The organism is Allohoeflea poritis, from assembly GCF_027889715.1.
In the GTDB taxonomy this organism is placed as follows: domain Bacteria; phylum Pseudomonadota; class Alphaproteobacteria; order Rhizobiales; family Rhizobiaceae; genus Hoeflea_A; species Hoeflea_A poritis.
This window is the reverse complement of the sequence record NZ_JAPJZH010000014.1, coordinates 1-26,022: the sequence shown is the minus strand read 5'-3', so window position 1 is coordinate 26,022 and position 26,022 is coordinate 1. Positions and strand designations below refer to the sequence as shown.

At 60.7% G+C, this 26,022-nt stretch carries 18 protein-coding genes and 1 tRNA gene; 12 read left to right on the top strand and 7 right to left on the bottom strand.

The genetic code is table 11. The features are described 5' to 3' along the window. The first annotated feature begins 149 nt into the window (after positions 1 to 149). Positions 150 to 944 (top strand): hypothetical protein, encoded by a 795-nt coding sequence (locus OOZ53_RS19650; RefSeq protein WP_271091428.1) that lies wholly within the window; start codon positions 150 to 152, stop codon positions 942 to 944. A 63-nt stretch (positions 945 to 1,007) separates the two neighbouring features. Here OOZ53_RS19650 and OOZ53_RS19645 read toward each other — a convergent pair. Next, positions 1,008 to 1,084 (bottom strand) — tRNA-His (locus OOZ53_RS19645). Positions 1,085 to 1,224: 140 nt separating this feature from the next. Further along, entirely contained in the window at positions 1,225 to 1,680 is a 456-nt protein-coding gene (locus OOZ53_RS19640) for a phasin (protein ID WP_271091427.1), read from the bottom strand. A gap of 334 nt (positions 1,681 to 2,014) precedes the next feature. Here OOZ53_RS19640 and OOZ53_RS19635 point away from each other — a divergent pair, with 334 nt between their 5' ends. Next, entirely contained in the window at positions 2,015 to 5,389 is a 3,375-nt protein-coding gene (locus OOZ53_RS19635; protein WP_271091426.1) for a PAS domain S-box protein, read from the top strand. A gap of 168 nt (positions 5,390 to 5,557) precedes the next feature. Continuing rightward, positions 5,558 to 7,249 (top strand): ABC transporter permease, encoded by a 1,692-nt coding sequence (locus tag OOZ53_RS19630; RefSeq protein WP_271091425.1) that lies wholly within the window; start codon positions 5,558 to 5,560, stop codon positions 7,247 to 7,249. A gap of 288 nt (positions 7,250 to 7,537) precedes the next feature. On the opposite strand, the gene OOZ53_RS19625 is transcribed toward OOZ53_RS19630, so the two are convergent. Further along, positions 7,538 to 9,490 (bottom strand): acetoacetate--CoA ligase, encoded by a 1,953-nt coding sequence (locus OOZ53_RS19625; protein WP_271091424.1) that lies wholly within the window; start codon positions 9,488 to 9,490, stop codon positions 7,538 to 7,540. Positions 9,491 to 9,685: 195 nt separating this feature from the next. Here OOZ53_RS19625 and OOZ53_RS19620 point away from each other — a divergent pair, with 195 nt between their 5' ends. The 5 genes from OOZ53_RS19620 to OOZ53_RS19600 all read left to right on the top strand — a co-directional run bounded on the left by OOZ53_RS19620 (position 9,686) and on the right by OOZ53_RS19600 (position 15,549). Further along, on the top strand, positions 9,686 to 11,557 hold the full coding sequence (locus OOZ53_RS19620; protein WP_271091423.1) for an AsmA family protein: 1,872 nt from the start codon (positions 9,686 to 9,688) through the stop codon (positions 11,555 to 11,557). Between the two features lie 125 nt (positions 11,558 to 11,682). Then, the gene (locus OOZ53_RS19615) at positions 11,683 to 12,279 is read left to right on the top strand and encodes a 2-hydroxychromene-2-carboxylate isomerase (RefSeq protein WP_271091422.1); all 597 of its coding nucleotides are present in this window, start codon (positions 11,683 to 11,685) and stop codon (positions 12,277 to 12,279) included. A 95-nt stretch (positions 12,280 to 12,374) separates the two neighbouring features. Beyond that, on the top strand, positions 12,375 to 13,880 hold the full coding sequence (locus OOZ53_RS19610) for a bifunctional helix-turn-helix transcriptional regulator/alpha/beta hydrolase (RefSeq protein WP_271091421.1): 1,506 nt from the start codon (positions 12,375 to 12,377) through the stop codon (positions 13,878 to 13,880). Positions 13,881 to 14,048: 168 nt separating this feature from the next. Then, positions 14,049 to 14,510, top strand: a complete 462-nt coding sequence (locus OOZ53_RS19605; protein ID WP_271091420.1) for a hypothetical protein — start codon at positions 14,049 to 14,051, stop codon at positions 14,508 to 14,510. A gap of 4 nt (positions 14,511 to 14,514) precedes the next feature. After that, the gene (locus tag OOZ53_RS19600) at positions 14,515 to 15,549 is read left to right on the top strand and encodes an SDR family oxidoreductase (RefSeq protein WP_271091419.1); all 1,035 of its coding nucleotides are present in this window, start codon (positions 14,515 to 14,517) and stop codon (positions 15,547 to 15,549) included. A gap of 27 nt (positions 15,550 to 15,576) precedes the next feature. Here OOZ53_RS19600 and OOZ53_RS19595 read toward each other — a convergent pair whose 3' ends face one another. After that, positions 15,577 to 16,998, bottom strand: a complete 1,422-nt coding sequence (locus OOZ53_RS19595) for a helix-turn-helix domain-containing protein (protein ID WP_271091418.1) — start codon at positions 16,996 to 16,998, stop codon at positions 15,577 to 15,579. Between the two features lie 228 nt (positions 16,999 to 17,226). Here OOZ53_RS19595 and aceA point away from each other — a divergent pair, with 228 nt between their 5' ends. Both aceA and OOZ53_RS19585 read left to right on the top strand, forming a co-directional pair. Then, entirely contained in the window at positions 17,227 to 18,516 is a 1,290-nt protein-coding gene (aceA, locus tag OOZ53_RS19590; RefSeq protein ID WP_271091417.1) for an isocitrate lyase, read from the top strand. Between the two features lie 77 nt (positions 18,517 to 18,593). Then, positions 18,594 to 18,830 carry an SMc00767 family acetate metabolism repressor gene (locus OOZ53_RS19585; RefSeq protein WP_271091416.1) on the top strand — a complete coding sequence of 79 codons (237 nt, stop codon included), beginning with the start codon at positions 18,594 to 18,596 and terminating at the stop codon, positions 18,828 to 18,830. 157 nt (positions 18,831 to 18,987) lie between these two features. Here OOZ53_RS19585 and tmpT read toward each other — a convergent pair whose 3' ends face one another. Further along, positions 18,988 to 19,635, bottom strand: a complete 648-nt coding sequence (gene tmpT, locus OOZ53_RS19580; RefSeq protein WP_271091415.1) for a thiopurine S-methyltransferase — start codon at positions 19,633 to 19,635, stop codon at positions 18,988 to 18,990. Between the two features lie 300 nt (positions 19,636 to 19,935). Between tmpT and OOZ53_RS19575 the strand changes: the two genes are divergently transcribed. Continuing rightward, positions 19,936 to 22,533 (top strand): putative bifunctional diguanylate cyclase/phosphodiesterase, encoded by a 2,598-nt coding sequence (locus tag OOZ53_RS19575; protein WP_271091414.1) that lies wholly within the window; start codon positions 19,936 to 19,938, stop codon positions 22,531 to 22,533. A gap of 6 nt (positions 22,534 to 22,539) precedes the next feature. Here the strand turns inward: OOZ53_RS19575 and OOZ53_RS19570 are convergent, their stop codons facing one another. Then, on the bottom strand, positions 22,540 to 23,718 hold the full coding sequence (locus OOZ53_RS19570) for a BaiN/RdsA family NAD(P)/FAD-dependent oxidoreductase (protein ID WP_271091413.1): 1,179 nt from the start codon (positions 23,716 to 23,718) through the stop codon (positions 22,540 to 22,542). A 104-nt stretch (positions 23,719 to 23,822) separates the two neighbouring features. Here OOZ53_RS19570 and OOZ53_RS19565 point away from each other — a divergent pair, with 104 nt between their 5' ends. Beyond that, complete coding sequence (locus OOZ53_RS19565) at positions 23,823 to 25,268, top strand: glutamine synthetase family protein (protein ID WP_271091412.1); 1,446 nt, start codon at positions 23,823 to 23,825, stop codon at positions 25,266 to 25,268. A 111-nt stretch (positions 25,269 to 25,379) separates the two neighbouring features. On the opposite strand, the gene OOZ53_RS19560 is transcribed toward OOZ53_RS19565, so the two are convergent. Continuing rightward, positions 25,380 to 25,907 carry a 2-keto-4-pentenoate hydratase gene (locus OOZ53_RS19560; RefSeq protein ID WP_271091411.1) on the bottom strand — a complete coding sequence of 176 codons (528 nt, stop codon included), beginning with the start codon at positions 25,905 to 25,907 and terminating at the stop codon, positions 25,380 to 25,382. Positions 25,908 to 26,022: the final 115 nt, after the last annotated feature.

Here is a 26,022-nt window from a genome sequence, read left to right as displayed (position 1 = left end):
CAAACTACTAGCAGAGTCGTCGTGGAAAAGTCAGACGTGCCGATAACGAAAGCGGACAATTGCGATATTTGTGGTTGCAATCGGCTCCCTACCCCGCAATTCAAGGGACCGGCAATGTGAGGGTACGGTCACTGCGAACGGAATTTAACGTGGTTGCAAATGATCGAAATCAGCAGATCAACAATCTGCTTCGCGGACTTTCATCGCATCACGTCGAGACGGTCCGGGACGCCTGGAGGGACCTGCTCAAAGGCGGCAGCGCATCGGTGGTCGCGGTGCAGCGTAAACTGACATCTTCGTTTTGGAAGGAACAGCCACAGGGGCCTGCGGCACAATATTTGGGCGTTCTGCTGGTACTGCTTGATGAGCTCGACCGGGATGCATTTGCAGAAGAAATCAATCGCCTGCTTGCCGGCGAAATCCATCCACTTCACCGACGGACAGTCGATCTGTTGGCCCGAAGGCGCGGCGACAAACCAGCTTTCAGCATCGGAAACAACCTGCCCGTATACATCGCGCCGGATCTAGAGAGCCAAGCGGGAGTGTTATTGGGCAATATCGACAAATGGAGCCGTACTCCTCACCTGGTTCTCGATGGGATTGTGCGCATCGACATAATCGCCGATCACCCGGAGATCGACTACCGTGGGCTATACGATCTCTATTATTCCGGCATCACGCTTACCTGGCCGACCGACAATCTGCGGGGCTTAAGCCTCTGGCTTCGGCGCATACGCGCTGAATTTACGTTCTACCATGAAGTCGGACACCACGTATGCGGCCACACCGAAGGCGGATCTGTGCCGGATCAGGAAGAGGAGGCTGACAAATATGCGCGAATGATGATCAGACAAGCGCATCCGGTACTCAGCGGCGCAGTGCGGACCCTGACCTTACCGATCACGATTACACGTGCGATGTTTCGTCGACGGAAGATCGCATAGCCGCCAACCCGATAATTACTGAAATTGATCGACGGCAAATTGGTGCTGAAGCGTCCTGTGAATTGGTACGGTTGGGTGGGTTCGAACCACCGACCTCTGGATCCACAATCCAGCGCTCTAACCAGCTGAGCTACAACCGCACGGCACCGCTCGCGATGCTAGAGGCGTGACATACGTTCCGCAAGCGATTTTGGCAAGGGGTTGGCAAAGGCCGGACAACAAAAAACCGGACCCGAAGGCCCGGTTCAGGATTGGCGCTTTGGCAATCCGGTCAGCCTGTTCAGCCGACCTTGAAGTTCTTGGCAGCCTTTTCGTAGGCGTCCTTGCCCGGCTTGGAGACCTGGTCGGCAACCTTGCGGGCTGCTTCCTGGATATCCTTGGCCTGATCGACGGCAGCTTCCGCCTGCTTGCGGATGAAGGCCGACTGCAGTTCGAAAAGCTCGGCGACCGACTTGACGCCCAGAAGGGCTTCGAGGTGGGTCAGCGAATTGTCGGCATTGGCGCGAACGGCCTCGATGGCCTTGATGCTCAGCTCGACGGTGCCGGCCTGGGCGCTCTCGAGGGTCTGCTCAACGGTCTTCGTGGCATCCTCGGCGGCGGTCTTCAGCTTGTCGTAGGCGTCCTTGGACTGGACAAGGCCCTTTTCGGCGAATTCACGGTAGGTTTCCGTGAGTTTGGTCGGATCCATTGCTGCGAATGCGAATGCGTCTTCGGTTGCTGTCTTTTTGGTAGCCATGATCTGCGCTCCTTTTCATGCGGGCCCTTTCATAAGGCACCCGCCACAATAATCTTGGTCGTAGCGTATATAGCAACGACTATTGTGCATTGCAACATAAATTTTGCATTGCACAATTTTCCGTTAACCCTGTTGGCAGGAAAGGGGCCCGTGTGGCCTGGTCGTTCTGGACCCCGCCACTATTGCGACTTATTAACTAAACCTTAACTAATTGCGCACGAAGCGGCTGAAAATCGGCATTCTCCGATCTCGGCCAAGGCAGAAAATCCGGGGACATCAGGCCGTCGAACCACGGGAACCGGCGCCAGCCTGAAAGAGCGAAGCAGGAGCAACCATGCCGACGGGGCGTTACCCTTTCATCGACATCGCGGTGCATGACAAGGTTCGCGCCCGGTTCGCATCCGGTGAGGCGGTGGCGGTTCTGTCGAACACGCTCGACGCGATTTTCTGGGTCAACGGCGCCGGAGCACGCCTGTTCGGACACGATTCCCTCTACGAATGCATGGATGAGGGGCTGAAGCCGACGACAGTCGCCTTCCGCCAGATCGAGGCGGCTGCACGGGCCGTTCGCAGCCGGCCTTCAGATGCGCCCCACGCCTTTGTCATGCGAGCGGGCGCGGGCTTTCGCCGGCCTCTGCTTTCGGCCAGCATGGAGCAGATTGCCCTGCCCGACGGCCAGGCGGCGCTGCTGCTGACGGTGGCCGAAGGGGAAACGGCGACGGTGCCGGGCGAAATGGCCGCGAACATTCTCGACGGTTTCGAGGAAATGGATACCCATGCCGCCGTTCTTGACGACTCGGGCGCGGTTCTTGAGGCGACGCATTCGTTCGGGCGGCTGCAACTGGGCAGCGAGGTCCGCCGCGAAATCGTTTCCGACGTGACCAGGGACAACGAGCGCCTCGTGAAACACCCGATCCCAACGGCGCTGGGACAGCTTCCGGCCGCGGTTGCCCGCATCTGCGACGATCCGGCGCTGTTTCTTCTGTTCGCCGTCGAACTGCCGGCGGGCGAGACCATGCCTGCCGCTGCAACGCCATCGGCCGAAGATCGGCAGACGGGCGGCGATGCGCGCCGCGCCAGACCGGCACCGAAACCGGACGCTGTGCCATCCGTGCTCAACCTGGCGCCGGAAAGGACAGCCGAAAAACAGCAGCAGGATGCCGATCGGAATGCGCCGGCCCCCGTGGAAGGCACCACAGGCAGCGGCGAGGACAAGCCGGCGAAACCGAAAGTTAGGGAAAGCGCTTCCGACAAGCCGGCCGAACCCGGACTTGAGGACCATGTGGCGTTTGTGTTCGATCCCGACAAACGCCCAACGCGCTTCGTGTGGAAAATCGATGCGCAGGGGTGCTTCAACGAGATTTCGAGAGAATTTGCCGATACGGTCGGCCCCAATGCCGCTGACGTGGAAGGCCGCAAATTTGCCGACGTGGCCCAGGTGTTCAACATCGATCCGGACCACACGATCGCCGATCTGTTGCGCAAACGCGATACATGGTCCGGGAAAACGGTCATGTGGCCGGTGCAGGGTACGGATCTGCGCGTGCCGGTCGATCTGGCGGCCCTTCCGACTTATTCCCGCGAACGGGAGTTCGACGGTTTCCGCGGCTTTGGCATTGTGCGCCCGGCCGATTCGGTCAGCGATCCCGAACGTATCGGCATGGCGCTCGCAGGTGAAAGCCGGCTGAAGCTGGACGCGCCTGAAAATCAGGACGATACCGAAGACACAATCGCGACCGACATTCTCGCCGGTCCCGGCGAGGACGAGGCACGGGCCGACCCGCCCCTGTCCGATCCGGACGACGCCGAAACCGGGGCCGCACCGGATGAGGAAGACGCTTCAACCGAAACACCGGCCCTGGAAATCAGCGATACGCCCGGCCGGCGTCACACCGACAAGATTATCCGGCTGGAAGAGCGCCGGCAGCGTTCCCGCGACGGCCTGAGCAACACCGAAAAACAGGCCTTGCGCGAAATTGCCGAACAGCTCGGCGGCGAAGGTGCGGACGACGAGGCGCAACCGGCGCAGCCCTTCGGCAAGCGCCAGACACGCCCCGACGAGCCGCAATCCAACGACAATGATCTGACCGGCGCGCAAGAGGCGGACACCGAAGAGCAATTGCCGGATGTCTTCGAGCCGGAGGCACGGCAACAGCCGGCCGAGACGCCTGCGTCGGACCAGCGCGACAAAACGGTTTCCCCGGTGGTCCTGGAACAGCTTCCCGTGCCGGTTATCGTTCATGACGGAACACGGATCTTCTATATCAATGAAGAGTTCCGGCAGTTGACCGGATACCTGACGAAGACCGAGCTGAACGAAGCCGGCGGCATGACCGCGTTGTTCGACGACGGGAGCGGCGGGGCCGGAGACGAAACCGTCTCGACGGGCGGCAATCTTGTTCTGCGCACCTATGACGGCGAACGCATCAGCGTTCGGGCCAAGCTGCGGTCGATCGGCTGGGACGACGGCCGCGCACTGATGCTGGCATTGCAGCCGATGTCCGGGATGCACCCCACCGCTGATGCTGCCGACGCGGCGGATGAAGCGGATGCGGCCGATTTCGAACAGGCGGACGATCAGCTATCGGCGCTTCAGGTGGAAGTGGATGAGCTGCGCTCCATCCTCGAGACGGCCACGGACGGTGTCGTGCTGATCGGCGAGGACGGCATCATCCGGTCGATGAACAAATCCGCCTGTGCCCTGTTCGACTATGACGAGACGGAAAGCAGCGGCCGCCCCTTCGCAATGCTGTTTGCCCACGAGAGCCAGCGGGCCGTTCAGGACTATCTTTCCGGCCTTACCGGCAACGGTGTCGCCAGCGTGCTCAATGACGGACGCGAGGTGATCGGACGCGAGGCGTCCGGCGGATTCCTGCCGCTGTTCATGACCATCGGCCATCTTTCCGGCTCCAACGGATACTGCGCCGTGATGCGCGATATCACCCAGTGGAAGCGGGCCGAGGAAGAATTGCGTTCGGCCAAACGGGAGGCCGAGACCGCAAGTTCGCACAAGAGCGAATTCCTCGCCCGGGTCAGTCACGAGATCCGCACACCGCTCAATGCGATCATCGGCTTTGCCGACCTGATGGCGGAGGAGCGCTTCGGCCCGATCGGCAGCCCGCGCTATGTCGAATATGCCAACGACATCCGCCGCTCGGGCAAGCATGTGCTCGACATCGTCAACGATCTGCTCGACATCTCCAAGATCGAGGCCGGAGAGCAGGAACTGGATTTCGGCGCCGTTTCGCTGAACGATGCGCTACTGGAGACCATTTCAATCCTGCAGCCGCAGGCCAACGGCCAGCGCGTGATTGTTCGCACAAGCCTCTCTTCGAGCGTGCCGGAAGTTGTCGCCGACAGGCGCTCCATCAAGCAGATCGCCATCAATATCCTGTCCAATGCGATCCGCTTCACGCCGGCCGGCGGCCAGATCGTCGTTTCGACCACCTACGAGCCGAGCGGCAATGTGAGCCTGCGCATCCGCGACACCGGTGTCGGCATGACGCGCTTCCAGCTTGAGCAGGCGATGAAGCCGTTCAAGCAGGTCGCGGGCTTCAACCGGCAACGCGGCGAAGGCACCGGTCTCGGCCTGCCACTTGCCAAGGCCATGGCCGAGGCCAACCGGGCGCAATTCGCCATGAATTCGCAGCCCGGACAGGGCACATTGGTCGAAATCATCTTTCCGTCACAGCGCGTTCTGGCTGAATGAACGGCCGTCAAAGATCAGTTTAGAATTGTTCTAAACTATTGATTTTATAGATTTTCTTGACGTTGATGCCCATTTCTGCTTTCGAAGTTGCAGGGATTGCGCACACCGGAGAAAATCCGAGCGTAGCGCGACGGGAAGTCACCCGATCGGGATCTGTCGAAATTGTCCATGCCGCTCCTGCAAATCAGCGCGCGCTCGATCCGCAGCGAAAATCCGGTGCTTCTGGCGCTGGCCGGTTTTATCGCGGTCTTCGTGCTGGTGCCGGTCGCCGCGCTGGTTTATCTCGCCGTGACCGGGCAGAGCGGCGAGTGGCCTCACCTGATCCGCTACGTGATACCGCGCTCGATATGGGTTACCGCCGCGCTCCTTGCAGGCGTCGCCGTCCTGGCCGGTTCGATGGGAATCTTGAGCGCGTGGCTGGTGGTTTCCTTCGATTTTCCGGGGCGCCGCATCCTTGTCTGGGCATTGGTGCTTCCCTTTGCCGTGCCGACCTATCTGGCAGCCTATGCCTATGGCGAATTCCTCGATTTCACCGGCCCGGTCCAGACCTTCATCCGCTCGGTGTCCGGGTTCGCCTCCCGCGCCGACTACTGGTTCCCGGAAATCCGGTCTCTTCCAGGTGCGGTTCTGGTGCTTTCCTGCGTGCTTTATCCTTATGTCTATCTGACGACGCGTGCGCTGTTTCTGATGCAGGGCCGCGCGGCAAGCGACGTGGCCCGAACGCTTGGCGCAGGCCGCATGTCGGTGTTCTGGCGCATCCAGTTGCCGATGGCGCGGCCGGCGCTTGCGATCGGCGTCACCCTGGCGCTCATGGAGACCATCAACGATATCGGCGCCGTGGAATATCTCGGCGTCAACACGCTGACTTTCGCCATCTATGACACCTGGCTCAATCGCGGCGATCTTGCCGGCGCCGTTCAGATCGCCTGCGCCATGCTCTTCCTTGCGCTTGCCGCCGTCTTCGTCGAACGCTGGGGCCGCCGCAGGCAGCGCTACAATGTCAACCGGACCACCGCCGCCGTGCATGATGTGGCACCGGTGCCCCTGACGGGTATCCGAAAATGGCTGGCCACCGGCCTTTGCGCCACGCCCATCGCGCTCGGCTTCGGCATTCCCGGATATGTGCTGGGCAGCTACGCCATCAAAAGGCTGGACCAGCTTCTGGACGGCAGAATCTACTATGCGCTGATCGACAGCCTGCTGGTCTCCAGCGCGACCGCTGTTTGCACCGTGCTCCTGGCCTTTGTTCTTGCCTATGCGGCGCGCGTATCGCGGCAGCGTTTTGTGTCCATGACCGGCAAGATCGCGTCCTTCGGCTACGCGATTCCGGGAACGGTCCTCGCCCTTGGCGTCCTGATACCGCTATCGGCGCTCGACGGCGCGATCAACGATTTCACACGCGGCTATTTCGGTTTCAGCGTCGGCCTTTTGCTGACCGGCTCGGGCCTTGCCATCGTCTATGCCTGCAGCATCCGCTTCCTGACAATGGCGGAAGGATCGATCGAATCGGGCTTCCACAAACTCTCGCCGCATCTGGACATGGCCTCGCGAACGCTCGGCCGCAGCGCCGGTCAGACTTTAACGACCGTCCTGCTGCCGATGATGAAACCTGCAGTTGTAGCTGCTGCCCTTCTTGTTTTTGTCGATACGCTCAAGGAGCTGTCAGCGACGTTGCTGCTGCGTCCGTTCAATTTCAACACCCTGGCCACCCTCGTCTATGAAGACGCCTCGCGGGCCAGGGTCGAGGAGGCGTCGGTCGCCGCCCTGATTATCATCATTGCCGGAATCGTTCCGGTGATATTCGTATCGCGCAGCATGATCGACAATGGCAACCGTTTCCGGCCATTCATTCGGCGTTGACCGGTTTTTTCTTTTGTTTTCAACGGATAAAAAAAAGGTGCGCTTGGCGCACCTTTAAAATCCGTATGCTGTCTGCGGGGCACGGTATTCATTGTCCGGACAAAGTCGCCGGCACGTCGGTGAATACGTTAATCGTTGGTATCGTAAAGCGCTGATTGCTAACGCATCCTTAACAAAGCTTCACGAATTGTAACCAAAGGCCTGTTGCGGCAAAGACGGTAAATTTTGCGGTTACCGTCCGTTAACCATGAATGGCCTGCCCGCGGCTTACCGCAGGTTGATCCCCGGCTATTTCAGTTCTTCAAGACCGGCATAAAGGTCCAACGCTTCCGGATTGGCCAGCGCCTCCTTGTTCTTCACCGCACGCCCGTGAACGACATCGCGCACGGCCAGTTCCGTGATCTTGCCCGACTTGGTGCGCGGAATGTCCGAAACGGCGACAACCTTTGCCGGCACGTGGCGGGGCGATGCACCGCCGCGGATGCGGGTCTTGATGCGGGCGACCAGATCGTCGTCAAGGACGACACCTTCGGCCAGCCGTACGAACAGCACCACGCGCACGTCGTCCTGCCAGTCCTGGCCGATGCAGATGGCCTCCAGGACCTCGTCCATCTGTTCGACCTGGTTGTAGATCTCGGCCGTGCCGATGCGCACGCCGCCGGGATTGAGCGTCGCGTCGGATCGCCCGTGAATGATCATGCCGCCGTGCCGCGTCCACTCGGCGAAGTCGCCGTGGCACCAGATATTGTCGAACCGCTCGAAATATGCGGAACGGTACTTGGCGCCGTCAGGATCGTTCCAGAACATGATCGGCATGCACGGGAAGGCTCTTGTGCATACGAGCTCGCCCTTCTCGCCCGTGACGGACCTGCCCTCTTCGTCCCAGACATCGACCGCCATGCCGAGACCGGCGCCCTGGATTTCGCCGCGCCAGACGGGCTTCAGCGGAATGCCGAGGACGAAGCAGGAGACAATGTCCGTTCCGCCCGAAATTGAGGCGAGGTGCACATCCGACTTGATGCCCTCGTAAACGAAGGAGAACCCCTCCGGGGACAGTGGCGAGCCGGTCGAGGCGATCAGGCGCAGCGATGACAGATCATGGGACGATATCGGCGTCAGTCCGGACTTGCGCAGCGCGTCAATGAATTTCGCGGAGGTGCCGAAGACGGCAAATTTTTCTTCGGCAGCATAGTCGAAAAGCACATTTCCGTCCGGGTAGAATGGCGAACCATCAAAAAGGCAGAGCGTTGCGCCGGTGGCGAGGCCTGATGCCAGCCAGTTCCACATCATCCAGCCGCAGGTGGTGAAATAGAACAGGCGGTCTCCCGATGAGAGGTTGGAATGGAGTTGCTGTTCCTTCAGGTGCTGAAGCAGGGTTCCGCCAGCGGAATGAACGATGCATTTCGGAATTCCGGTCGTGCCGGAAGAAAACAGAATATAGAGCGGGTGTTCGAAAGGAAGCTGCTCGAAGGCAACCGCGCGCGCTTCGAAACCTTTGATGAAACCGGAAAGCGTTACGCCGTTCTCAAGCGATGCCGCAAGCGTTTCGGCGTCGCCGGCATAGGGAACGACCACCGTCCGCAACGGTTTCAGTTCCGCCTCGACCGTGCGCAGCTTCTCCGAAACGTCCTGCCGTTTGCCGTTGTACCAATAACCGTCGCAGGCAATAAACAGCTTCGGCTCGATCTGGCCGAAGCGGTCGAGAACGCCTTTGTCGCCGAAATCGGGCGAACAGGACGACCATATGGCGCCGATCGAAGCGGTGGCCAGCATCGCCGCGACGGTTTCCGGCAAATTGGGCATCATCGCCGCGACCCGGTCGCCCTTTCCGACGCCGAGCGCGCGCATGGCCTGTTGCAGGCGCGAGACGAGCGCATGGAGTTCATTCCAGCTCATACTGGAGCGAACCTTGTCCTCGCCGCGAAACAACATGGCGGCGTCATCGCCCGTGCGGCTCAGGAGGTTTTCGGCAAAATTCAATGTCGCTTCCGGGAAGAAACGCGCGCCCGGCATCGCGTCGCCGTTTTCCAGCAACACATCGCCCTTGCGCCCCTTGACGCCGCAAAAGTCCCATAGGGCGGACCAGAAGTCGGCGCGGTTTTCGACTGACCAGCGGTGAAGCGCTTCGTAGCCGGAAAGATCGCTTCCGGACCGCTCGGAACAGAACCGGGCAAAAGACGTCATATTGGCCGCCTCCACCATTTCGTCAGATGGCGTCCACAATGGCTTTTCGTCGATCATCCTGCCCTCCCAGCGCGCTTTGTTGCGATCGGCGGCCTCTTTAGCATGCTGCATCGCAACAAATAAAGCGCCGGCAGCCCGAATGTCCGCGTTAAGCCAATTTGGAACCTTCAATTGCAATCAATGACGCAACCAATTACCCCTATGGCCGGTGGCGGATGCACGTGCATATCCGATTGGAAGGTCAGACGGGACTTGGAACGCAAAAAGCTACACCAAAGGCGCTGGTTTCGCTGGATCCTGGCGACGACGATCGTCCTGGTTGTCGTTATCGTTGTCACCGGCATCGCCCTGCCCTTTGCGATCTCAACGGATCTCGTCCGTGACCGGCTCGAGCGGGATATATCGGAATGGACCGGCCATGAGGTGGAACTCCTGGACAATCCGGACGTCGGCTTCTGGCCGGTTCCGCGGATCGAGCTGAACCGCATCAGCGTCTCGTCGCGGACATTTCCCGATGCCCAGCCAATCATGTTTGCCGACGAGATGAAGGCCGATTTCAGCATCCTTTCGGCGCTGCGCGGCAAGCCGAGCTTCTCGAATTTTATCCTTGTCCGGCCCATTTTCACCGTCGAGGGATTTCCCGAAGGCATAACCAGCTGGAACAGCCGGTCGGGCCGCATCGCCGAAGGCATGGACATTTCGATCCGGAATGCGGAGACGGGCGGCTCGGATGATGAAGACCTGCAGCCGATACCCGCATACCGGCTGGGCGCCGTAACGGTCGAAAACGGCACATTTACCTGGATCGATCACAACAGCGGCGATTTGGAGAAAGTCACCGCCATCAACGGGACCATCAGCTGGCCAAGGCTCGATGGCGGCGTGCGGGCCGACATAAGCGGTATCTACCGTGGCGAGGCCGCCACGCTGGACCTGACGTCCAGCCAGCCGCTGCTTCTGCTTTCGCAACGGTCCGCGGAAGTCACGGTCGATTTGCAGGCGACACCGATGAGCGTGCGTTTCGAAGGCACGGCGGGCCTGTCCGATCCACCGCTGGCCAACGGCACCATCGCCATGCAGATCCCGTCCATGCGCCAGGCGCTGGAATGGATCGGAACGCAGATCAAGCCGGGCGAGGCGATCGGCGCGCTGTCGCTCGACGCGGAACTGCAACTGCAGCACGGCCGGGCGATGCTCGACAAGCTGATCGTCGAACTCGAGGGCAACCGCGGCATTGGCGTGCTCGATTTCAAACAACATGAAGACAAGCCCGGCATTTCCGGCACGCTGGCGTTCAACTCGCTCGATATCGCCTCGTTCCTGCGCGCTTTCACGCCGCTTCCAACGACGGGAGAGGACATCGCCCAGACCATCGACACATCATTCCTCAGCCAACTGATGCTGGACATGCGGCTATCCTCGCAATCGGCCAGTTTCGGCCCCGTCAGCATGACCAATGTCGCCGCCACGGCAAAGATCGACGAGGGGCGCGCCACATTCGATATCGGTGACGCAACGGCCTATGGCGGGTCCGTGCTCGGCCGGATAACACTGGCCGAAAGCGGTGTCGAAGGCGGTGGCGAAATCCGCTTCTCGGCCAGGAACATCAATCTCGAACAGGCACTCAACGACCTGGAAATCAGCGGTCCGTTCCCACAGGGCACGGCGACCATCAATGTTGCCCTTTCGACACCGTTCCCGACCTGGGCGACGGGCCTCAGCGATCTTTCCGGAAAATTCGAATTGTCCATCATCGATGGCTTCGTTCCGTCTTTCGACGTCACCCTCTTCCGGGAACTTGCCGCGACGGAGCGGTTTTTCGGTCTCGGCGGCATATCCGCCGGCTCTTTCCAGTTCTCGTCGGCCGAATTCGAGGCGCGCTTCGCCAATGGCATCGCGGAAATCGTCAGGGGCGAGATTAACGCGGACGATGAGCATTTGAGCCTTACCGGAATCATTCCCTATCAGCGCGGCGGCCTGGCGCTGATCGGCGTACTGGACGAGGCAAGCGAAGCGGAAGCCGGCGATGAGACAGAACAGGCCCCGGTTGTCGACAGCAGCGTCCAGTTCTTTGTCGGCGGCTCCTGGCCGACGCCCGTCATCTCTCCGATCATCGGCAACTGAAACAGCCATTGCCGCACCGGTGAAGTCGCGATCCGTTCCGGCCGGGGCTTGCGGGATCGGCTGCAAATTGATCAAATCCCGGGACGTGTCAGGCTCATATGGCCGGACAGCGCCGGGAGGAGCAAATGGGCATTCAGTTCTGGTTTTCCATTGGCAGCACCTACACCTATCTGACCGTGACGCGGTTGCCGGCAATCGAGCAGGCGACCGGCATCGAATTCGAATGGAACCCGTTCAGCATCCGCGCGATCATGATGGAGCAGAACAATATCCCGTTTCGCGACAAGCCGGTGAAGACCGCCCATATGTGGCGCGATATAGAACGGCGGGCGCAGAAATACGGGTTCAAGGCACGCGTTCCCGCGCCCTATCCGCTGGAACAATTCGACCTCGCCAATCGCGTTGCCGTCTACGCGAAGAGCCAGGGCTGGATGAAGGACTACGTGACCGTTACCTACCGCAAATGGTTTCAGGACGGCATGCCCGCTGGCAGCGAGCCCAATCTTTCCGAAACACTGAAGGAAATCGGCCAGAACTCCCAAAAGGTTATCGAGGCAGCCAATTCCGCGGACGTGGAAGCCGACTATCTTGAACTGACCGACCGGGCACGTTCACTGGGCGTTTTCGGCGTTCCGGCCTTTATCGCCAATGATGAGCTGTTCTGGGGCGACGACCGGGTTGAAGACGCCATATCGTGGCACCGAAACGGCCGCGTGGTCTGAACCGCGGCATTGAGGGCCGCGGACCGAAATCCACCGCGAACATGGGTAAAATGCAATCAAACGGGAAAAATAGCGGCAAAGGGCTGAAGTGGCAGATGGCAACGTCGCTGGCCGCCGGCTTCGGCGACCGGACGGGCCCCGACTCCCCCCATCTGGTGGAAGCCAACCTCAATGCCCGGGAATACCGGCAGATTCTCGAACGGGTGGATCTTCCGGGCGGCGTCTACGATCGGGCGGGCAGCTTGATCTATGTCGATCCGGATGCGTCGGAAGAACTCCCCGCGCGGCTTGAGCGCGATCAACCGGCCGGTTTCCACACCACCGCCTCGGGTGCGACCGCGTTGATGATCCACGATCTTGGAGACAGGATGCGGCCGGGCGGACCCGGGCATCCGGCTGCCCGGTATGTTGCCTTGTGCATCGACAAGCCTACCTTCGAGCGCCTTGTCGCGCGGGTATGGCCAAGCCTTTCCCTGACGGCCGCGGAATTCCGCCTCGTCGCATCGCTGCTGGCCGGCCGCTCGCTCCGCGAAACCGCCGAATCCGACGGATTGTCCTACAACACAAAGCGCAAGCAGCTCTTGTCGATCACCTCGAAGGCCGGTCTTTCGGGGCAGACGGACATTACCCGTATTGCCGGGTTCGCGCTGACGGACTACCTGCTCGACCGTCTGGCAATGCCGGCTCCGGAAAAAAGCGACGTCACCTTTTTCAAGGACAGCTATGGGGCGGCGCTGCGCGTACACGATGTGACGGTTGGATCGCAGGACAGGCTGCGTGTCTTCGAACTGGGCCCACCGGATGGACGGCCGTGCCTGCTGTATCATCCGATGCTGTTTCCTGTCTTGCCGCTGAAGGGCCAGCTTCAGGCACTCGACACCCATGGTGTCAGGCTGCTGATTCCGGTTCGCCCATGGTATTGCGGGTCGGAACGCAAGGGCTCGCAAGTGCCACCCGCCGCGCAGCTCGTCGCGCAGATGGCCGATGACACGGCAACCATGCTGCAGCTGTTCGGCCTCGGGCCCGTTCCGGTCATATCCACGGTGTTTGGCGCCATCTGGGCCAGCGCATTGGCCCAACGCACACCGGAGATGGTGTCGCGACTGATATTTGCTTCGGCGCCGACGCCTCATGACGAAAACACCGCAACACGCAGCTTTGTCCACGCCATGTTGCCAATCGTCCGGGAGAGCCCGCTGATCGCCGAGGCATTCGTGCGGCTGCATGCCCGGATCCTGACCTCTTCACGCCTGGCTGAACTCGGTTTTCTCAGAACATACCGGTCCAGCACCGCAGACACGGCAACGCTCGGGCGCCTCCTGCCGGAGGGATGGATACAGCGATGTGTCCGTGAAGTCCTGACCTATTCCGGATCGGGGGTGGCGAATGAGTTGCGGGCAAACGCCCTGGACTGGACCTCCGCCCTGGCGAGCGTCGATGCTGAAATGGTGTTCGTTCATGGCGATGAAGACCTGATGAGCCCGGTTGCGGCGATCGAACACCTTGTGCGGCGTCTGCCCCAAGCCCGCCTCGACCTGGTCGAGAATGCGGGCCAACTGTTCTATCTCGATCGCTTCGAGCGCATTCTGCAGGCCGTTTAGAGCGACAATTCTTCAACATGCTCCAATTGGACCATGAAATCGCTGGACTGGCGGTTTCAATGATCGTGGCGCCCGCTGCGCGGCGGTGAAGTTCACGCCGGGTCTTCGCTCAGAGCGCGATCCCGTCTCCGTACGGGTGCCTGTTCGGCAAATTGAGGACGGCCACAAATGGGCAATGCCGGCATTGGAGCCATAAGCCGGTCACATATTCCAGAAGGCGACGGTGAACGCTCGCCGAGGCCCGCGGACCTCGCGCGGTACGCGCTGCCAACCGGCGCATACCTCATCGCATGTGCTGTAGTGATATGTTCCGTTCAGGCCGACCCGTTATGTCCTTCTGTTTCGTTTTTCGCGGGCGGCCTGACGGCCGTTGCAATCGGCCTTTGGAAAACACGCAGCGGCGGTACCGCGACGTCAAGTTTGCTAACCGGTATTTGGCTGCTCGTTGGTATGCATACCATTTTGAAGGTCACAGTAGCGGTGTCCGGCTGGAGCTATGCAGTGCCGCTCGGTTGCATCGCGGCGGTGATCCGTCTGCCGGCCTTTGGCGTGGCAAGTGAAGCGACTCCTGTATTTGGAATGGTCGTCGCAGTATTGTGTATTTGTTTCGCACATAACGGGAGGGATTGACGGCATGACCGCTGAAAAGACGATATTCGTTACAGGCGCATCAGGCTTCATAGCCGAGCACATCATCCTCAAGGCTCTCGAGGCGGGCCATTACGTGCGCGGGTCGGTGCGCGACCGGAAGAAAATCGAGACCGTGCGGAATGCGCTTTCAACGCATCTTTCCGATCCGAAGTCTGCGCTGGAACGGCTGGATTTCGTTGAGCTGGACCTGTCCAATGACAATGGATGGGATGAGGCGATGAATGGTGTGGACGCGTTGATCCATCCTGCGTCACCGTTTCCCTTCGTCCAGCCGAAAGATCCGAATGAGGTGATCGGTCCCGCGGTCGAGGGCGCGTTGCGCGCCTTGCGCGCCGCGAAAGCCGGCGGTGTCAGGCGCGTTGTTCTGACCTCCTCCGGTTATGCGATGATCGAAAAGGATCTCGAACCGGGCAAGACGGAATATGACGAGGATGACTGGTCCGACCCGAACAATCCCGTATCGACACCCTATTCACGCTCCAAGACGCTCGCCGAGAAGGCGGCATGGGATTACGTGGCGGAGACGGCGCCGGCGATCGACCTTACCGTGATCAATCCCGGCCTGGTGCTCGGTCCACCGCTCGACAAGGAGCTGAGCACGTCGATCAAGGTCATCAAGCGACTGCTGGACGGCCGCGATCCGGCCCTGCCGCATTTCGGGTTCCCGGTCGTCGATGTCCGCGATGTCGCGGAGGCCCATTTGCGGGCGCTCGACACGCCGGAGACCATCGGCAAACGGATCATCGTAGCAGAGGATTTCATGTGGTTCGTCGACATGGCGACCGCCATCAAGGCAGCCTTTCCGGACCGCAAGATCGTGACACGCGTGGCGCCAAACTGGCTGATAAGAATTCTGGCGCTGTTTGACGCCGAGATAAGGCCGATCGCGCCGGTCCTGGGTGTCAGGCGCATGGCCTCGAACAGACGCGCAAAGAAACTGCTGGGTCTCGATTTTATCGAAGCCCGGGAAAGCGCCGTCGAAAGCGCCCGGTTTCTCATCACGAACGGGATCGCCTGATCCGATGATGGCCAAGCAGCCGGCCGACTACTGAAAATCGAAAGCGCTGAGACCGGTCACCATCTCGTCTAGGCCGGAAGGCCGCGCCAGCGGCGGTTCGGCGCGCGACAGGCATCCCTGGCGTTCGCACAGGCGGCAGGAGGGTCCGACCGGAGTCGGCTTCATTGCCGTGCCGATCACGGCATCGCCATAGACCATCTCATCGCGAAAGCCGATGTCACAGCCGACAAGGATCGCAGTGCGGCGCACCCGCTCGTTGAAGGCGCCCTGCGGGCCCTCCAGCGTCCTGGAAACAACGAGAAACTCGGCGCCATCGGGCATTTCCACCGCATCGACGAAGATCTGCCCCGGCTGCGTGAAGGCGGCGTGGATGTTGAGCTTCGGGCAGGCGCCGCCGAAACGCGACTGCGGAAAGCCGCGCGCGCCGGCGCGCCGGAAGCGGTTTCCGGCATTGTCGATCTCCAGCATGAAGAACGGCACGCCGGAAGCGCCCGGCCGCTGCAGCATGGTAACGCGGTTGGCGACCTGCTCGAAGGAAACGTGGAAACGCGAACGCAACACGTCGAGATCGTATTTCGCGCGCATCGCCGCAGCCTGGAATGCGCCATAGGGCATCATCAGCGCATGGGCGGCATAACGGGCCAACTCGAACCGGCCGAGACGCCTTGCCTCGTCGGATGAAAAATCGAGCGCCTTGAGTTCCGCAACAATCTGCTCGCCCAAGGCAAGCTGTGTGACCTCCACGGCGATCTCGCGCAACTGATCGAACGGCGACAGCCTTTCGGACAGGAACAGGCGCATGGAGTGGCGATCGAAGCGGCGGCGCCAGTTGGGCATGGTGTGGACCGGCAGGAGCCGCACGACGATCCCGTGCTCGCGCGCCAGCCAGGAGCGCAGCGCGCCGGCCAGATCCTCGCCCGGCTTGAGCTTCTCGTGGAACGTCTCTGCCGCCTCCTCGATGGCGGCGATATAGTTGTGGCGGCGCTCGAAGACCTCGCGCACCTCATCCACCGGCAGCCGCGCGCCGGCGACCGAAGTGGTGTGTCCTTCCCGCGCCAACAGCTCCGACAGGCCCGAGAGGCGCGACTGTGCCTCCTTGTAGGCCCGGTACAACTTCACAACGCCGGCAGCGGCATTGGGAGCGGCATCGGCCACCTCGATCAGTTCCTGATCGCCAGGCAGCGCATCGGCCAGCAAGGGATCGGAAAACACTTCCTTGAGCGCGCTGGTCGTTCCGGTCGTCTCGCCTTGAAGCTCCTCCAGGTCGATCTTGTAGACGGAGGAGAGCTTCAGCAGGAGCTGCACGGTCAAGGGCCGCTGGTTGCGCTCGATCAGGTTCAAATAGGAGGGGGAAATACCCAGTTCCTCGGCCATTGCCGTTTGCGTCAGCTCAAGCTGGTTGCGGATGCGGCGCAAGCGCGGACCTGCAAATATCTTTTGTTCGGCCATTTTTTACAGAATTTGACAAAATTTCATGCGATCAGACTATTACAGAATTTACAAATTTACAACGACGCCTTGTCACAATTTACACAGCGTGACCCTTTTATCGCCCTGATTTTGAGGATTTTTCTGTGCCATTTGTGCGGTGCAGTGTAAAAACAGTCACATCGAAATCAAAATACACGCAGCTTCATCATCCAAGAAGCTCAAGAATTCAAGTGATCGGAGATCGGCATGACTGATTTTTACAACCTGGTTCCCAGCGCACCCGAGGGCCGCTTCGACGGCATCGACCGCCCCTATTCGGCAGAGGACGTCCAGAAGCTGCGGGGATCGGTGCAGATCAAGTACTCGCTCGCCGAAAACGGCGCCAATCGCCTTTGGCAGTTGATCCACAGCGAGGATTTCGTCAACGCGCTCGGCGCACTGTCGGGCAACCAGGCCATGCAGATGGTCCGTGCCGGCCTCCAGGCCATCTATCTTTCGGGCTGGCAGGTCGCGGCGGACGCCAACACCGCCTCGGCCATGTATCCCGATCAGTCGCTCTATCCGGCCAATGCCGGTCCGGAGCTTGCCAAGCGCATCAACAAGACACTGCAGCGCGCCGACCAGATCGAGACAGCGGAGGGCAACGGCCTTTCGGTCGACACCTGGTTCGCTCCGATCGTTGCCGACGCCGAGGCCGGTTTCGGCGGACCGCTGAATTCCTTCGAGCTGATGAAGGCCTATATCGAGGCGGGCGCAGCAGGCGTCCACTATGAAGACCAACTTGCGTCGGAAAAGAAATGCGGCCATCTCGGCGGCAAGGTTCTGATACCGACTGCCGCGCATATCCGCAACCTCGACGCCGCGCGCCTTGCCGCCGATGTCATGGGCACGCCGACGCTGGTTATCGCCCGCACCGACGCCGAGGCCGCCAAGTTGCTGACATCCGACATCGACGAGCGCGATCAGCCCTTTGTCGACTACGATGCCGGCCGCACGGCCGAGGGCTTCTACCGGGTCCGCAACGGTCTCGAATCCTGCATTGCCCGCGCCATCGCCTATGCGCCGCATGCGGATCTGATCTGGTGCGAGACTTCCAAGCCGGATCTGGAGCAGGCCAAGCGCTTCGCCGAGGGCGTGCGCCGCGTGCATCCGGACAAGCTGCTCGCATATAACTGCTCCCCGTCGTTCAACTGGAAGCAGAACCTGGACGATGCAACCATCGCCAAGTTCCAGCGCGAGCTGGGTGCCATGGGCTACAAGTTCCAGTTCATCACGCTTGCCGGTTTCCACCAGCTCAATTACGGCATGTTCGAACTGGCGCGCGGCTACAAGGACCGTCAGATGGCCGCCTATTCGGAACTGCAGGAAGCGGAATTTGCCGGCGAAGCCAATGGCTACACCGCGACCAAGCACCAGCGTGAGGTCGGCACCGGCTATTTCGACGCGGTCTCCATGGCCATCACCGGCGGTCAGTCCTCGACCACGGCGATGGGCGAATCGACCGAAACCGCACAATTCAAGCCGGCCGCCGAATAATCAGCGGCCGGGGACGGGTGGACCTGTGACCGCCCGTCCCTCCCAAATCTGCAAACGCCAGTAAAGGAGAGTTCAAAATGGCACCGCAGACACGCGTCAAAGAACGGGCTGAGGAACAGTCCTCCTCCATGACCGCAGACCAGCAGGCTGCGATCCGCATGGTTGCCAACGACCTGCACAGGCTCAACCAGTCCGTGATGAAAGCCGTTGACGCGGGCGTGTCGGTCGAACTCGTGCGCTCCGCGCGCCATCATGGCGGCGACGGGAACTGGGGCGATCTCCTGATCCCCGTCATCGTCACCCAGGGATCCTGATCCCGGATTACCGAAAATCGGCCGGACCGGTTATTTTGAGCCTCCTAGCCGGTCCCGTCCGCATCCGCCGCAAAGTCGCTCTGCATTCTCATGCAAAGCCGAATGCGGCGGATTGCATTTGACGTCCTTCACATCAGCACACTGACGGCGCCGTTGCTCAGCTTGCCGGCTTCGGAATAAGCAGCCATGCCTCCTCGGTTCCGCTGCAGCGCCGTGCAAGGGGACCTGAAATAGGCCGTCGGGAAATTAGCTCAGCACCATATCCGCTTTCATACAAACGGCGTATCTCCTCCTCCGGCACCGAGAATGGCGGGCCGTTCATCTGAGCCTGATCATAGTCGAGACCGATCAGCAGCTGTTTTGCCTGTCCCGTTATCCCGGAAAGGTGCGATGCATATCCGGGCCGTGTCTCGGGAGGAAGCGCCACCAGCGCCGCCCGGTCATAGACCGCATCGACGGCCCCAAGCATGGCTGCAGTCAGCGCGAAGACGTCGCCGACAAATATATCGAGCGCATCGGCACTGAACCGGATCAGGCTGCCCGCGTCGCGAATCTCGGGGACCAGCGATTGCCGTGCGAAAACCTCCTCCACGGCCTGCCGGTTGAATTCCGCGCCGACCACGCGGAGATTCCTGCTCAACAGCCAATCGAGATCCAGGGACTTGCCGCATAGCGGCACGAAGACCGTGTCGCCCTCGGATAGCCCGAGGCTTTCAACATGGTCGACAAGCTGCTCGTGCGGCCTGCCTTCGTGAAAACCGATCCTGTTTTCGCGCCAGCGTATCTGCCAGAATTCTTCGTCCATTCGACCTCCGGTTCCCTGGGTGATGTTCCGATAAGGCGTTTATACGGGCTCAAGTCTGCTTGAGGTCAAGAGCGGTTTTCCAATCCGCAGCCTTTGCGGTCAGAAATGTCCGGCATTGATTGATAACCGTCCGTTAAACATATGTTTCATCACGCAATTTTCCGCATTTTTCGAGTGTTTCATTAAGGTAGAAATAACGTGCGCCGACTATGGTCGCGGCCAATAAGCATTTGTCCGAACCGGGCCGGCTTCCGGCTGAAACCACCTTGTTTAAAATCTCTTTGCGCTCAGGAAATTGTTATGCGTACGCCCCATTCAAGCGCTCCGATGACACTGACTGCGAGCGAAGAGCATCCGATGGTCGCACGGGCAACGGATAGGGAGCCTTTCGACAAGCCGCCCATCGAACAATTTGAGCCTGGTCCGGATATCCTGACGGAATTCGGCGATGTGCAGAGCCTGCTGCGCAAATGGCGCGCGGCGAAAAGCCCCGACGCGCAGCTGCCTCTTTATGAGGACCTTGTCCTGGGCGGCCTTGGAAAGCTGGCCGACGAATCGGCCATTGTCCGCTGTATCGATGGGCAAGACCCCGTTCTGGTTCGCGCCGGAGACGCCCTGGAAAACATCGTGCAGACAAAATGCGAATCGACGCCGCTGGCAAAGCTGCCGGTCGATTACCGCCTTTCGGTCGATGTCGTCCTTAAATGTGCCCGGCAAGCGCAACAGCCGTGCCTGAGGCTTTGCCTTTCAACCGTTGACGGCATGATCTCAACGGTGGAGCTCATCGCGCTGCCGCTCGCCTCGCGTTGGCAGGGCGAATTCTTCCTGCTTTTCGCGCGGCCACGTGCACGCCAGATCGAGTTGGCGAGCCTGCTCATCAACTCGACGCGGGACGGCATCATGGCACTTTCGGTGCTGGAGCAACGCAATGGCGAGCCGCTCGATTTTGTCATCCTGAGCATCAATGACGGCGCCGCGCATTTGCTCGGCTCTACCGCCGAAAAGCTGCGATCGGCGCGTCTGTCCGAAACGCTGACGCGTGCCGGCTTCCAAAAGGGCATGAAGGCGCTGCGGGCGGCGCTGAGAAAGGGCGATCATTGCAGCTTCACGTTCGAGTATGAAATCGACGGCCATCTTGCCTCGCTGAAGGCCGGAATCTCGAAGGCCGGGGACCTGCTGACCGTGACCTTGACCGATGTCGGCGAGTTGAAGGCGCGCGAGACGCTGTTTCGCTCCCTGTTCGACGACAACCCCGTTCCCATGGTGGTGCGGTCCTGCGAGGACCAGCGGGTATTGCGGGTCAACGACGCGGCGCTGCGCCTTTACGGATACCAGCGCGAAGAGTTCCTCAAACTCAAACTGTGCGATCTGCGAATCTGCGAAACCGAGCCGCAAAAGGCCGATCAAATTGGCGCGACCTATGCCGGCGGCCGCTGCTGGCGGCACCAGGCCGCCTGCGGAACCTCGCTGAATGTCGTCGAATATGAGCGCGAAATAACCGACGAGGGCGTGCCGGCGATTCTGGCCACCATCGTCGACATGACCGAACGGGTGCGTGCTGACGCACAGATTTCATTCATGGCGCATCATGATCCATTGACGGGCCTTTCCAACCGCACCGTGTTCACACGCTCCCTGGAAGAAGCGACGCAGGCCGCGCGGAACGGCGACGCGGGCTTCGCGGTCGTCACTGTCGATCTGGACGGCTTCAAACTGATCAACGATACACTCGGCCATGACGCCGGTGACGACGTTCTGATCGGTGTCGCGGAAAGGCTCCGGGACCTGACCGGCGAAACGGAAACCGTGGCGCGCCTCGGCGGCGATGAATTTGCGCTTATCCTGCCCGAGGCCGTATCGCGGGGCGGTCTCGCCAACCGCGCGCAGGCGATTATCTCCGCACTCAACCGGCCTCACCGGATCGACGGACGCGAGGTCAAGATCGCCGCCAGCCTCGGCATATCCATGGTGCCGGACGATTCGCTTGTTCCAGAGCAAGTGCTCAAATTCGCCGACCTCGCACTTTATCGCGCCAAGAAGGACTCGGGGAGCGCCTACCGGTTCTTCGAACCCGAGATGGACCGCATCGAGAGCGAACGGCGGCAAATGGCCATCGAGTTGCGGCGGGCCGTCATCGAAAACGAGTTCGAGCTGCACTTCCAGCCCATCATGTCGGTCAAGACCGGACAGTTGCGCGGGTTTGAAGCATTGATCCGCTGGTCCCATCCGACGCGGGGCATGGTCTCGCCCGCTGAATTCGTGCCGGTCGCCGAAGAAATCGGTCTGATCGAACAGCTTGGCGCATGGGTGATGGACGAAGCATGCCGGGAGGCTGCCGGATGGCCGCACTCCCTGATCGTCGCGGTCAACGTTTCGGCACAGCAATTCGGCGGCGGCAAGCTGGTCAGCGGCGTTGAACGCGCACTTGCCGAAAGCGGCCTGCACGCAAATCGTCTTGAGATCGAGATCACGGAGAGCGTGCTGCTCAACGAGACGGATGACAATATCGAAATCCTGCGGCAACTGCGTGGCCTGGGCGTGCGCATCGCGCTGGATGATTTCGGCACGGGCTATTCAAGTATGGGCTACCTTACGAAATTCCCGTTCAGCCGAATCAAGATCGACCGCAGTTTCGTGCGCAACATCCGAGAGAATGTCGGCTCACGCGCTATCGTGCGTGCCATTATCGGATTGGGCTCAAGCCTCGGCATGGATATCACCGCCGAGGGTGTTGAGACATCCGAACAGCTGGATGTGCTGCGTGACGAGAACTGCGGCGAGTTGCAGGGCTATCTTTTCAGCCCGCCGATCCCGCGGCAAAATCTCGGCCCGGTCATCGAAGCCTATTGCGGCGATCAGGGCGAGACGGGCTGCGTTGTACAGGCAGATGTCGCCTGAGCCGCCTTACACGGCCTGCCCGGCAGCCCATCCGGAAGACCAGGCCCACTGGAAATTATAGCCGCCAAGCCAACCGGTCACGTCCACGACCTCGCCGATGAAATAGAGTCCCGGCACGGCCTTCGCCTCCATGGTGCGCGAATGAAGCGCCGTGGTATCGACGCCGCCGAGCGTCACTTCCGCGGTGCGATAGCCCTCGGACCCTGTCGGCTTGATACGCCAGTCCTGGACAGCCTGTGCCAACCGCTTGAGATCGCGATCCGTCCGGTCGGCGATTTTTCCTTCAACGCCGGCATTGTCGCACAATATATGCGCCAGCCGCTTCGGCAGATGCGCCGAAAGCGCGTTGTGCACGGACTGGCGTCCGTTTGCCGTGCGCGCTTGCCGCAACTGCTCAAAGAGGTCCGTGCGGGGCAGCAATGAGAGCGTGATTTCGTCGCCCTCGCGCCAGTAGGACGAGACCTGCAGGATAGACGGGCCGCTGATGCCGCGATGCGTAAAGAGCAGCGCCTCCGCAAAGGATATGCCGTTGCAGCCGACCACCGCATCGGCGGAAACACCGGCCAGGGGTTTCAGCCGGGTACGCAGGGCCTCATCGAAAGTCAGCGGCACGAGCGCCGGGCGTGTGTCGGAGACAGGCACACCGAACTGGTCCGCTATCCGATAGCCGAGGCCGGTCGCACCCATCTTGGGGATCGATTTTCCGCCGGTCGCGACGACCAGCGATGAAGCGGTATAGGTCCCGCTGGACAGGCGGATCGTAAAGCCGTCCCGTGCCGGTTCGACGCTTTCAAATTCCGTTGCGAGCGCAAGGTCGACGCCGGCCGCCCGCATCTCGCCGGTCAGCATGTCGATGACTTGGCGCGAGGCGCCATCGCAAAAAAGCTGGCCGAGTGTTTTTTCGTGATAGGCGATGCCGTGACTTTCGATCAGGGCGATGAAATCATGTTGCGTGAAACGGCCGAGCGCCGATTTGCAGAAATGCGGATTGCCCGAAATGAAATTGTCCGGCGCGGTGTGCAGATTCGTGAAGTTGCAGCGGCCGCCGCCGGAAATCCGGATCTTCTCGCCCGGCGCCCTGGCATGATCGGCGATCAGCACCTTGCGGCCGCGCCGGCCCGCCTCGATGGCGCACATCATGCCTGCCGCGCCGGCGCCGAGGACCAGAACATCAAGCCGCCGCATGATGGTTTTCCCCACTGCGGCGACGCGGCAAATCCGGCCGCAGTTCCAAATCGCCCCGGCTTGCTCTATGAGAACCGCTAGATGAGACCGCCGATGAGTTGTTCATGGCCCAGAAATCCAAGAAAACGTCTTCCGAAAAGTCCGCTGACGGCGGAAAGACGCCGCGAAGAGCCGCCTATGTAGACAATAAGCGCGGCGTTGAAAACTGGAAGCAGGTGGGCGAGTGGCTGCGCTGGCGCGGCATCGAGGATATCGAGTGCATCACGCCGGACCTTGCCGGCGTTCCGCGCGGCAAGATGATGCCGACTTCGAAATTCACGTCCAATACGTCGCTGTCCCTGCCCTCGGCGCTCTACCGGCAGACGATCTCCGGCGAATACCCGGAAGAAACCGGCAATTTCCGCTACGACCCGCAGGACGGCGATCTGAAGCTGATGCCGGACCTTTCGACGCTCGCCGCCGTACCCTGGGAGAGCGATCCGACGGCGCAGGTCATCTGCGACATCGTCGATCCGGGGGGAAAGGACGTTGCCTATGCGCCGCGCAACGTGCTCAAGCGGGTGCTGTCCGCCTATGAGCAGAAGGGATGGCGCGCGGCGGTCGCGCCCGAGATCGAATTCTATCTCGTCGCGGTCAATGACGATCCGGATTACCCGTTGCAGCCGCCGCTGGGACGGTCGGGACGCCCCATGGCGCGCGGCCAGTCCTATTCCATCGCCGGCGTCAACGAGTTCGACGAGCTGATCGACGATATCTACCACTTCTCGGAGGAGCAGGGCCTGGAGATCGACACGCTGATCCACGAGGAAGGACCGGCGCAGCTCGAGATCAACCTTCGCCATGGCGACCCGCTGCTGCTGGCCGACCAGGTGTTCATGTTCAAGCGCACCATCCGCGAAGCGGCCCTCAAACACGGCATCTACGCGACCTTCATGGCAAAACCGATGCAGGCGCAGGCCGGTTCGGCCATGCATATCCACCAGTCGGTCACCGACATCAAGACCGGGCGCAACATCTTCTGCAACGCCGACGGCACGCCGTCGATGCAGTTCTTCTCCTTCATCGGCGGCATGCAGCACTTCGTGCCCAAGGCGCTGGTGATGATGGCGCCTTACGTCAATTCCTACCGGCGGCTGACGCCGCAGATGGCCTGCCCGGTCAACAATGCCTGGGGCTACGACAACCGCACGGCCGCCTTCCGGGTGCCGAACTCCGATCCGAGCGCCCGGCGCGTGGAAAACCGGCTGCCCTCATCCGACGCCAATCCCTATCTGGCGCTTGCCGCCTCGCTTGCCTGCGGCTGGCTCGGCATGGTGCGGGGCATCGTTCCGGACAGCCCGACAAAGACCACCGCGAATGAGGGGACCACGGTGGATCTGCCGCGCGGCCTGCTGGAGGCCGTCTCGCTGCTCGAGGGCGAGGCTGCTTTTGCCGAGGTGCTGGGCGCGGAATTCGTCGGCATCTATGGCGGTGTCAAACGCGGCGAGTTCGAGACCTTCATGGAGGTCATCAGCCCGTGGGAGCGGGAATATCTGCTGCTGAATGTGTGATGTCTTGTGGTGATTGATTGCATCAAAAACAGGCTGGCTCCGGCAGTTTGATCTGTTGTGGGACGGTGATCCTCATCGGCATGTTTTTACTCGTGTCTGAATAGGGCGGACTCACCTGACATTCAGCCGGACGGCTGACATCCCGTCGAAGCATGCTTCGAAGATGTCGCCATGTGCAAGCGGCGCAACTGGCCCCAAAGCTCCCGTCAAGACAAGATCGCCTCGGCGAAGCGGATAACCGTGTCGAACCAAAATGTTTGCGAGCCAGCGCAGTGCTCTAAGCGGATGTCCGAGCGTTGCCGCCCCTGTTCCGGTCGAAACGACAGAACCGTTCCTAGCGAGTTGCATGTTGCAGGCAGCCAAATCGACCTCGCTGATGGGAACGCGTTTTTTGCCCAAGACAAATTTCGACGACGCGCCATTGTCGGCGATTGTGTCGACAATTCCTATGCGCCAGTTCTTCAGTCGGCTATCCACGATTTCGAGCGATGACGTCGCATACGCCACATGCTCCCGAATTTGTTCAATCGACAGATTTTCCTCGTCAATATCTCGATCGAGAACAAGCGCGATTTCGGCTTCGACTTTCGGATCAATCATGGAATCAAGATCGACTGCTCCGTCGTTTTCGATCTCCATGTCGCAGAACAGTGCTCCATAGTCGGGCTCGTCGACGCCTAGGCTCAGGACCTATTAATCTGCGCTTGATTATGATTCAAAGTCCTTTTTGGAGGCTTTGATGGACGATCTGTTT

Excerpts from the sequence above, each read along its gene's own strand:
- OOZ53_RS19640 (WP_271091427.1), bottom strand. The coding sequence starts at position 1,680 with ATGGCTACCAAAAAGACAGCAACCGAAGACGCATTCGCATTCGCAGCA.
- OOZ53_RS19635 (WP_271091426.1), top strand. The coding sequence starts at position 2,015 with ATGCCGACGGGGCGTTACCCTTTCATCGACATCGCGGTGCATGACAAG.
- OOZ53_RS19630 (WP_271091425.1), top strand. The coding sequence starts at position 5,558 with ATGCCGCTCCTGCAAATCAGCGCGCGCTCGATCCGCAGCGAAAATCCG.
- OOZ53_RS19625 (WP_271091424.1), bottom strand. The coding sequence starts at position 9,490 with ATGATCGACGAAAAGCCATTGTGGACGCCATCTGACGAAATGGTGGAG.
- OOZ53_RS19615 (WP_271091422.1), top strand. The coding sequence starts at position 11,683 with ATGGGCATTCAGTTCTGGTTTTCCATTGGCAGCACCTACACCTATCTG.
- OOZ53_RS19610 (WP_271091421.1), top strand. The coding sequence starts at position 12,375 with ATGGCAACGTCGCTGGCCGCCGGCTTCGGCGACCGGACGGGCCCCGAC.
- OOZ53_RS19605 (WP_271091420.1), top strand. The coding sequence starts at position 14,049 with ATGGGCAATGCCGGCATTGGAGCCATAAGCCGGTCACATATTCCAGAA.
- OOZ53_RS19600 (WP_271091419.1), top strand. The coding sequence starts at position 14,515 with ATGACCGCTGAAAAGACGATATTCGTTACAGGCGCATCAGGCTTCATA.
- OOZ53_RS19595 (WP_271091418.1), bottom strand. The coding sequence starts at position 16,998 with ATGGCCGAACAAAAGATATTTGCAGGTCCGCGCTTGCGCCGCATCCGC.
- aceA (WP_271091417.1), top strand. The coding sequence starts at position 17,227 with ATGACTGATTTTTACAACCTGGTTCCCAGCGCACCCGAGGGCCGCTTC.
- OOZ53_RS19585 (WP_271091416.1), top strand. The coding sequence starts at position 18,594 with ATGGCACCGCAGACACGCGTCAAAGAACGGGCTGAGGAACAGTCCTCC.
- tmpT (WP_271091415.1), bottom strand. The coding sequence starts at position 19,635 with ATGGACGAAGAATTCTGGCAGATACGCTGGCGCGAAAACAGGATCGGT.
- OOZ53_RS19575 (WP_271091414.1), top strand. The coding sequence starts at position 19,936 with ATGCGTACGCCCCATTCAAGCGCTCCGATGACACTGACTGCGAGCGAA.
- OOZ53_RS19570 (WP_271091413.1), bottom strand. The coding sequence starts at position 23,718 with ATGCGGCGGCTTGATGTTCTGGTCCTCGGCGCCGGCGCGGCAGGCATG.
- OOZ53_RS19565 (WP_271091412.1), top strand. The coding sequence starts at position 23,823 with ATGGCCCAGAAATCCAAGAAAACGTCTTCCGAAAAGTCCGCTGACGGC.
- OOZ53_RS19560 (WP_271091411.1), bottom strand. The coding sequence starts at position 25,907 with ATGGAGATCGAAAACGACGGAGCAGTCGATCTTGATTCCATGATTGAT.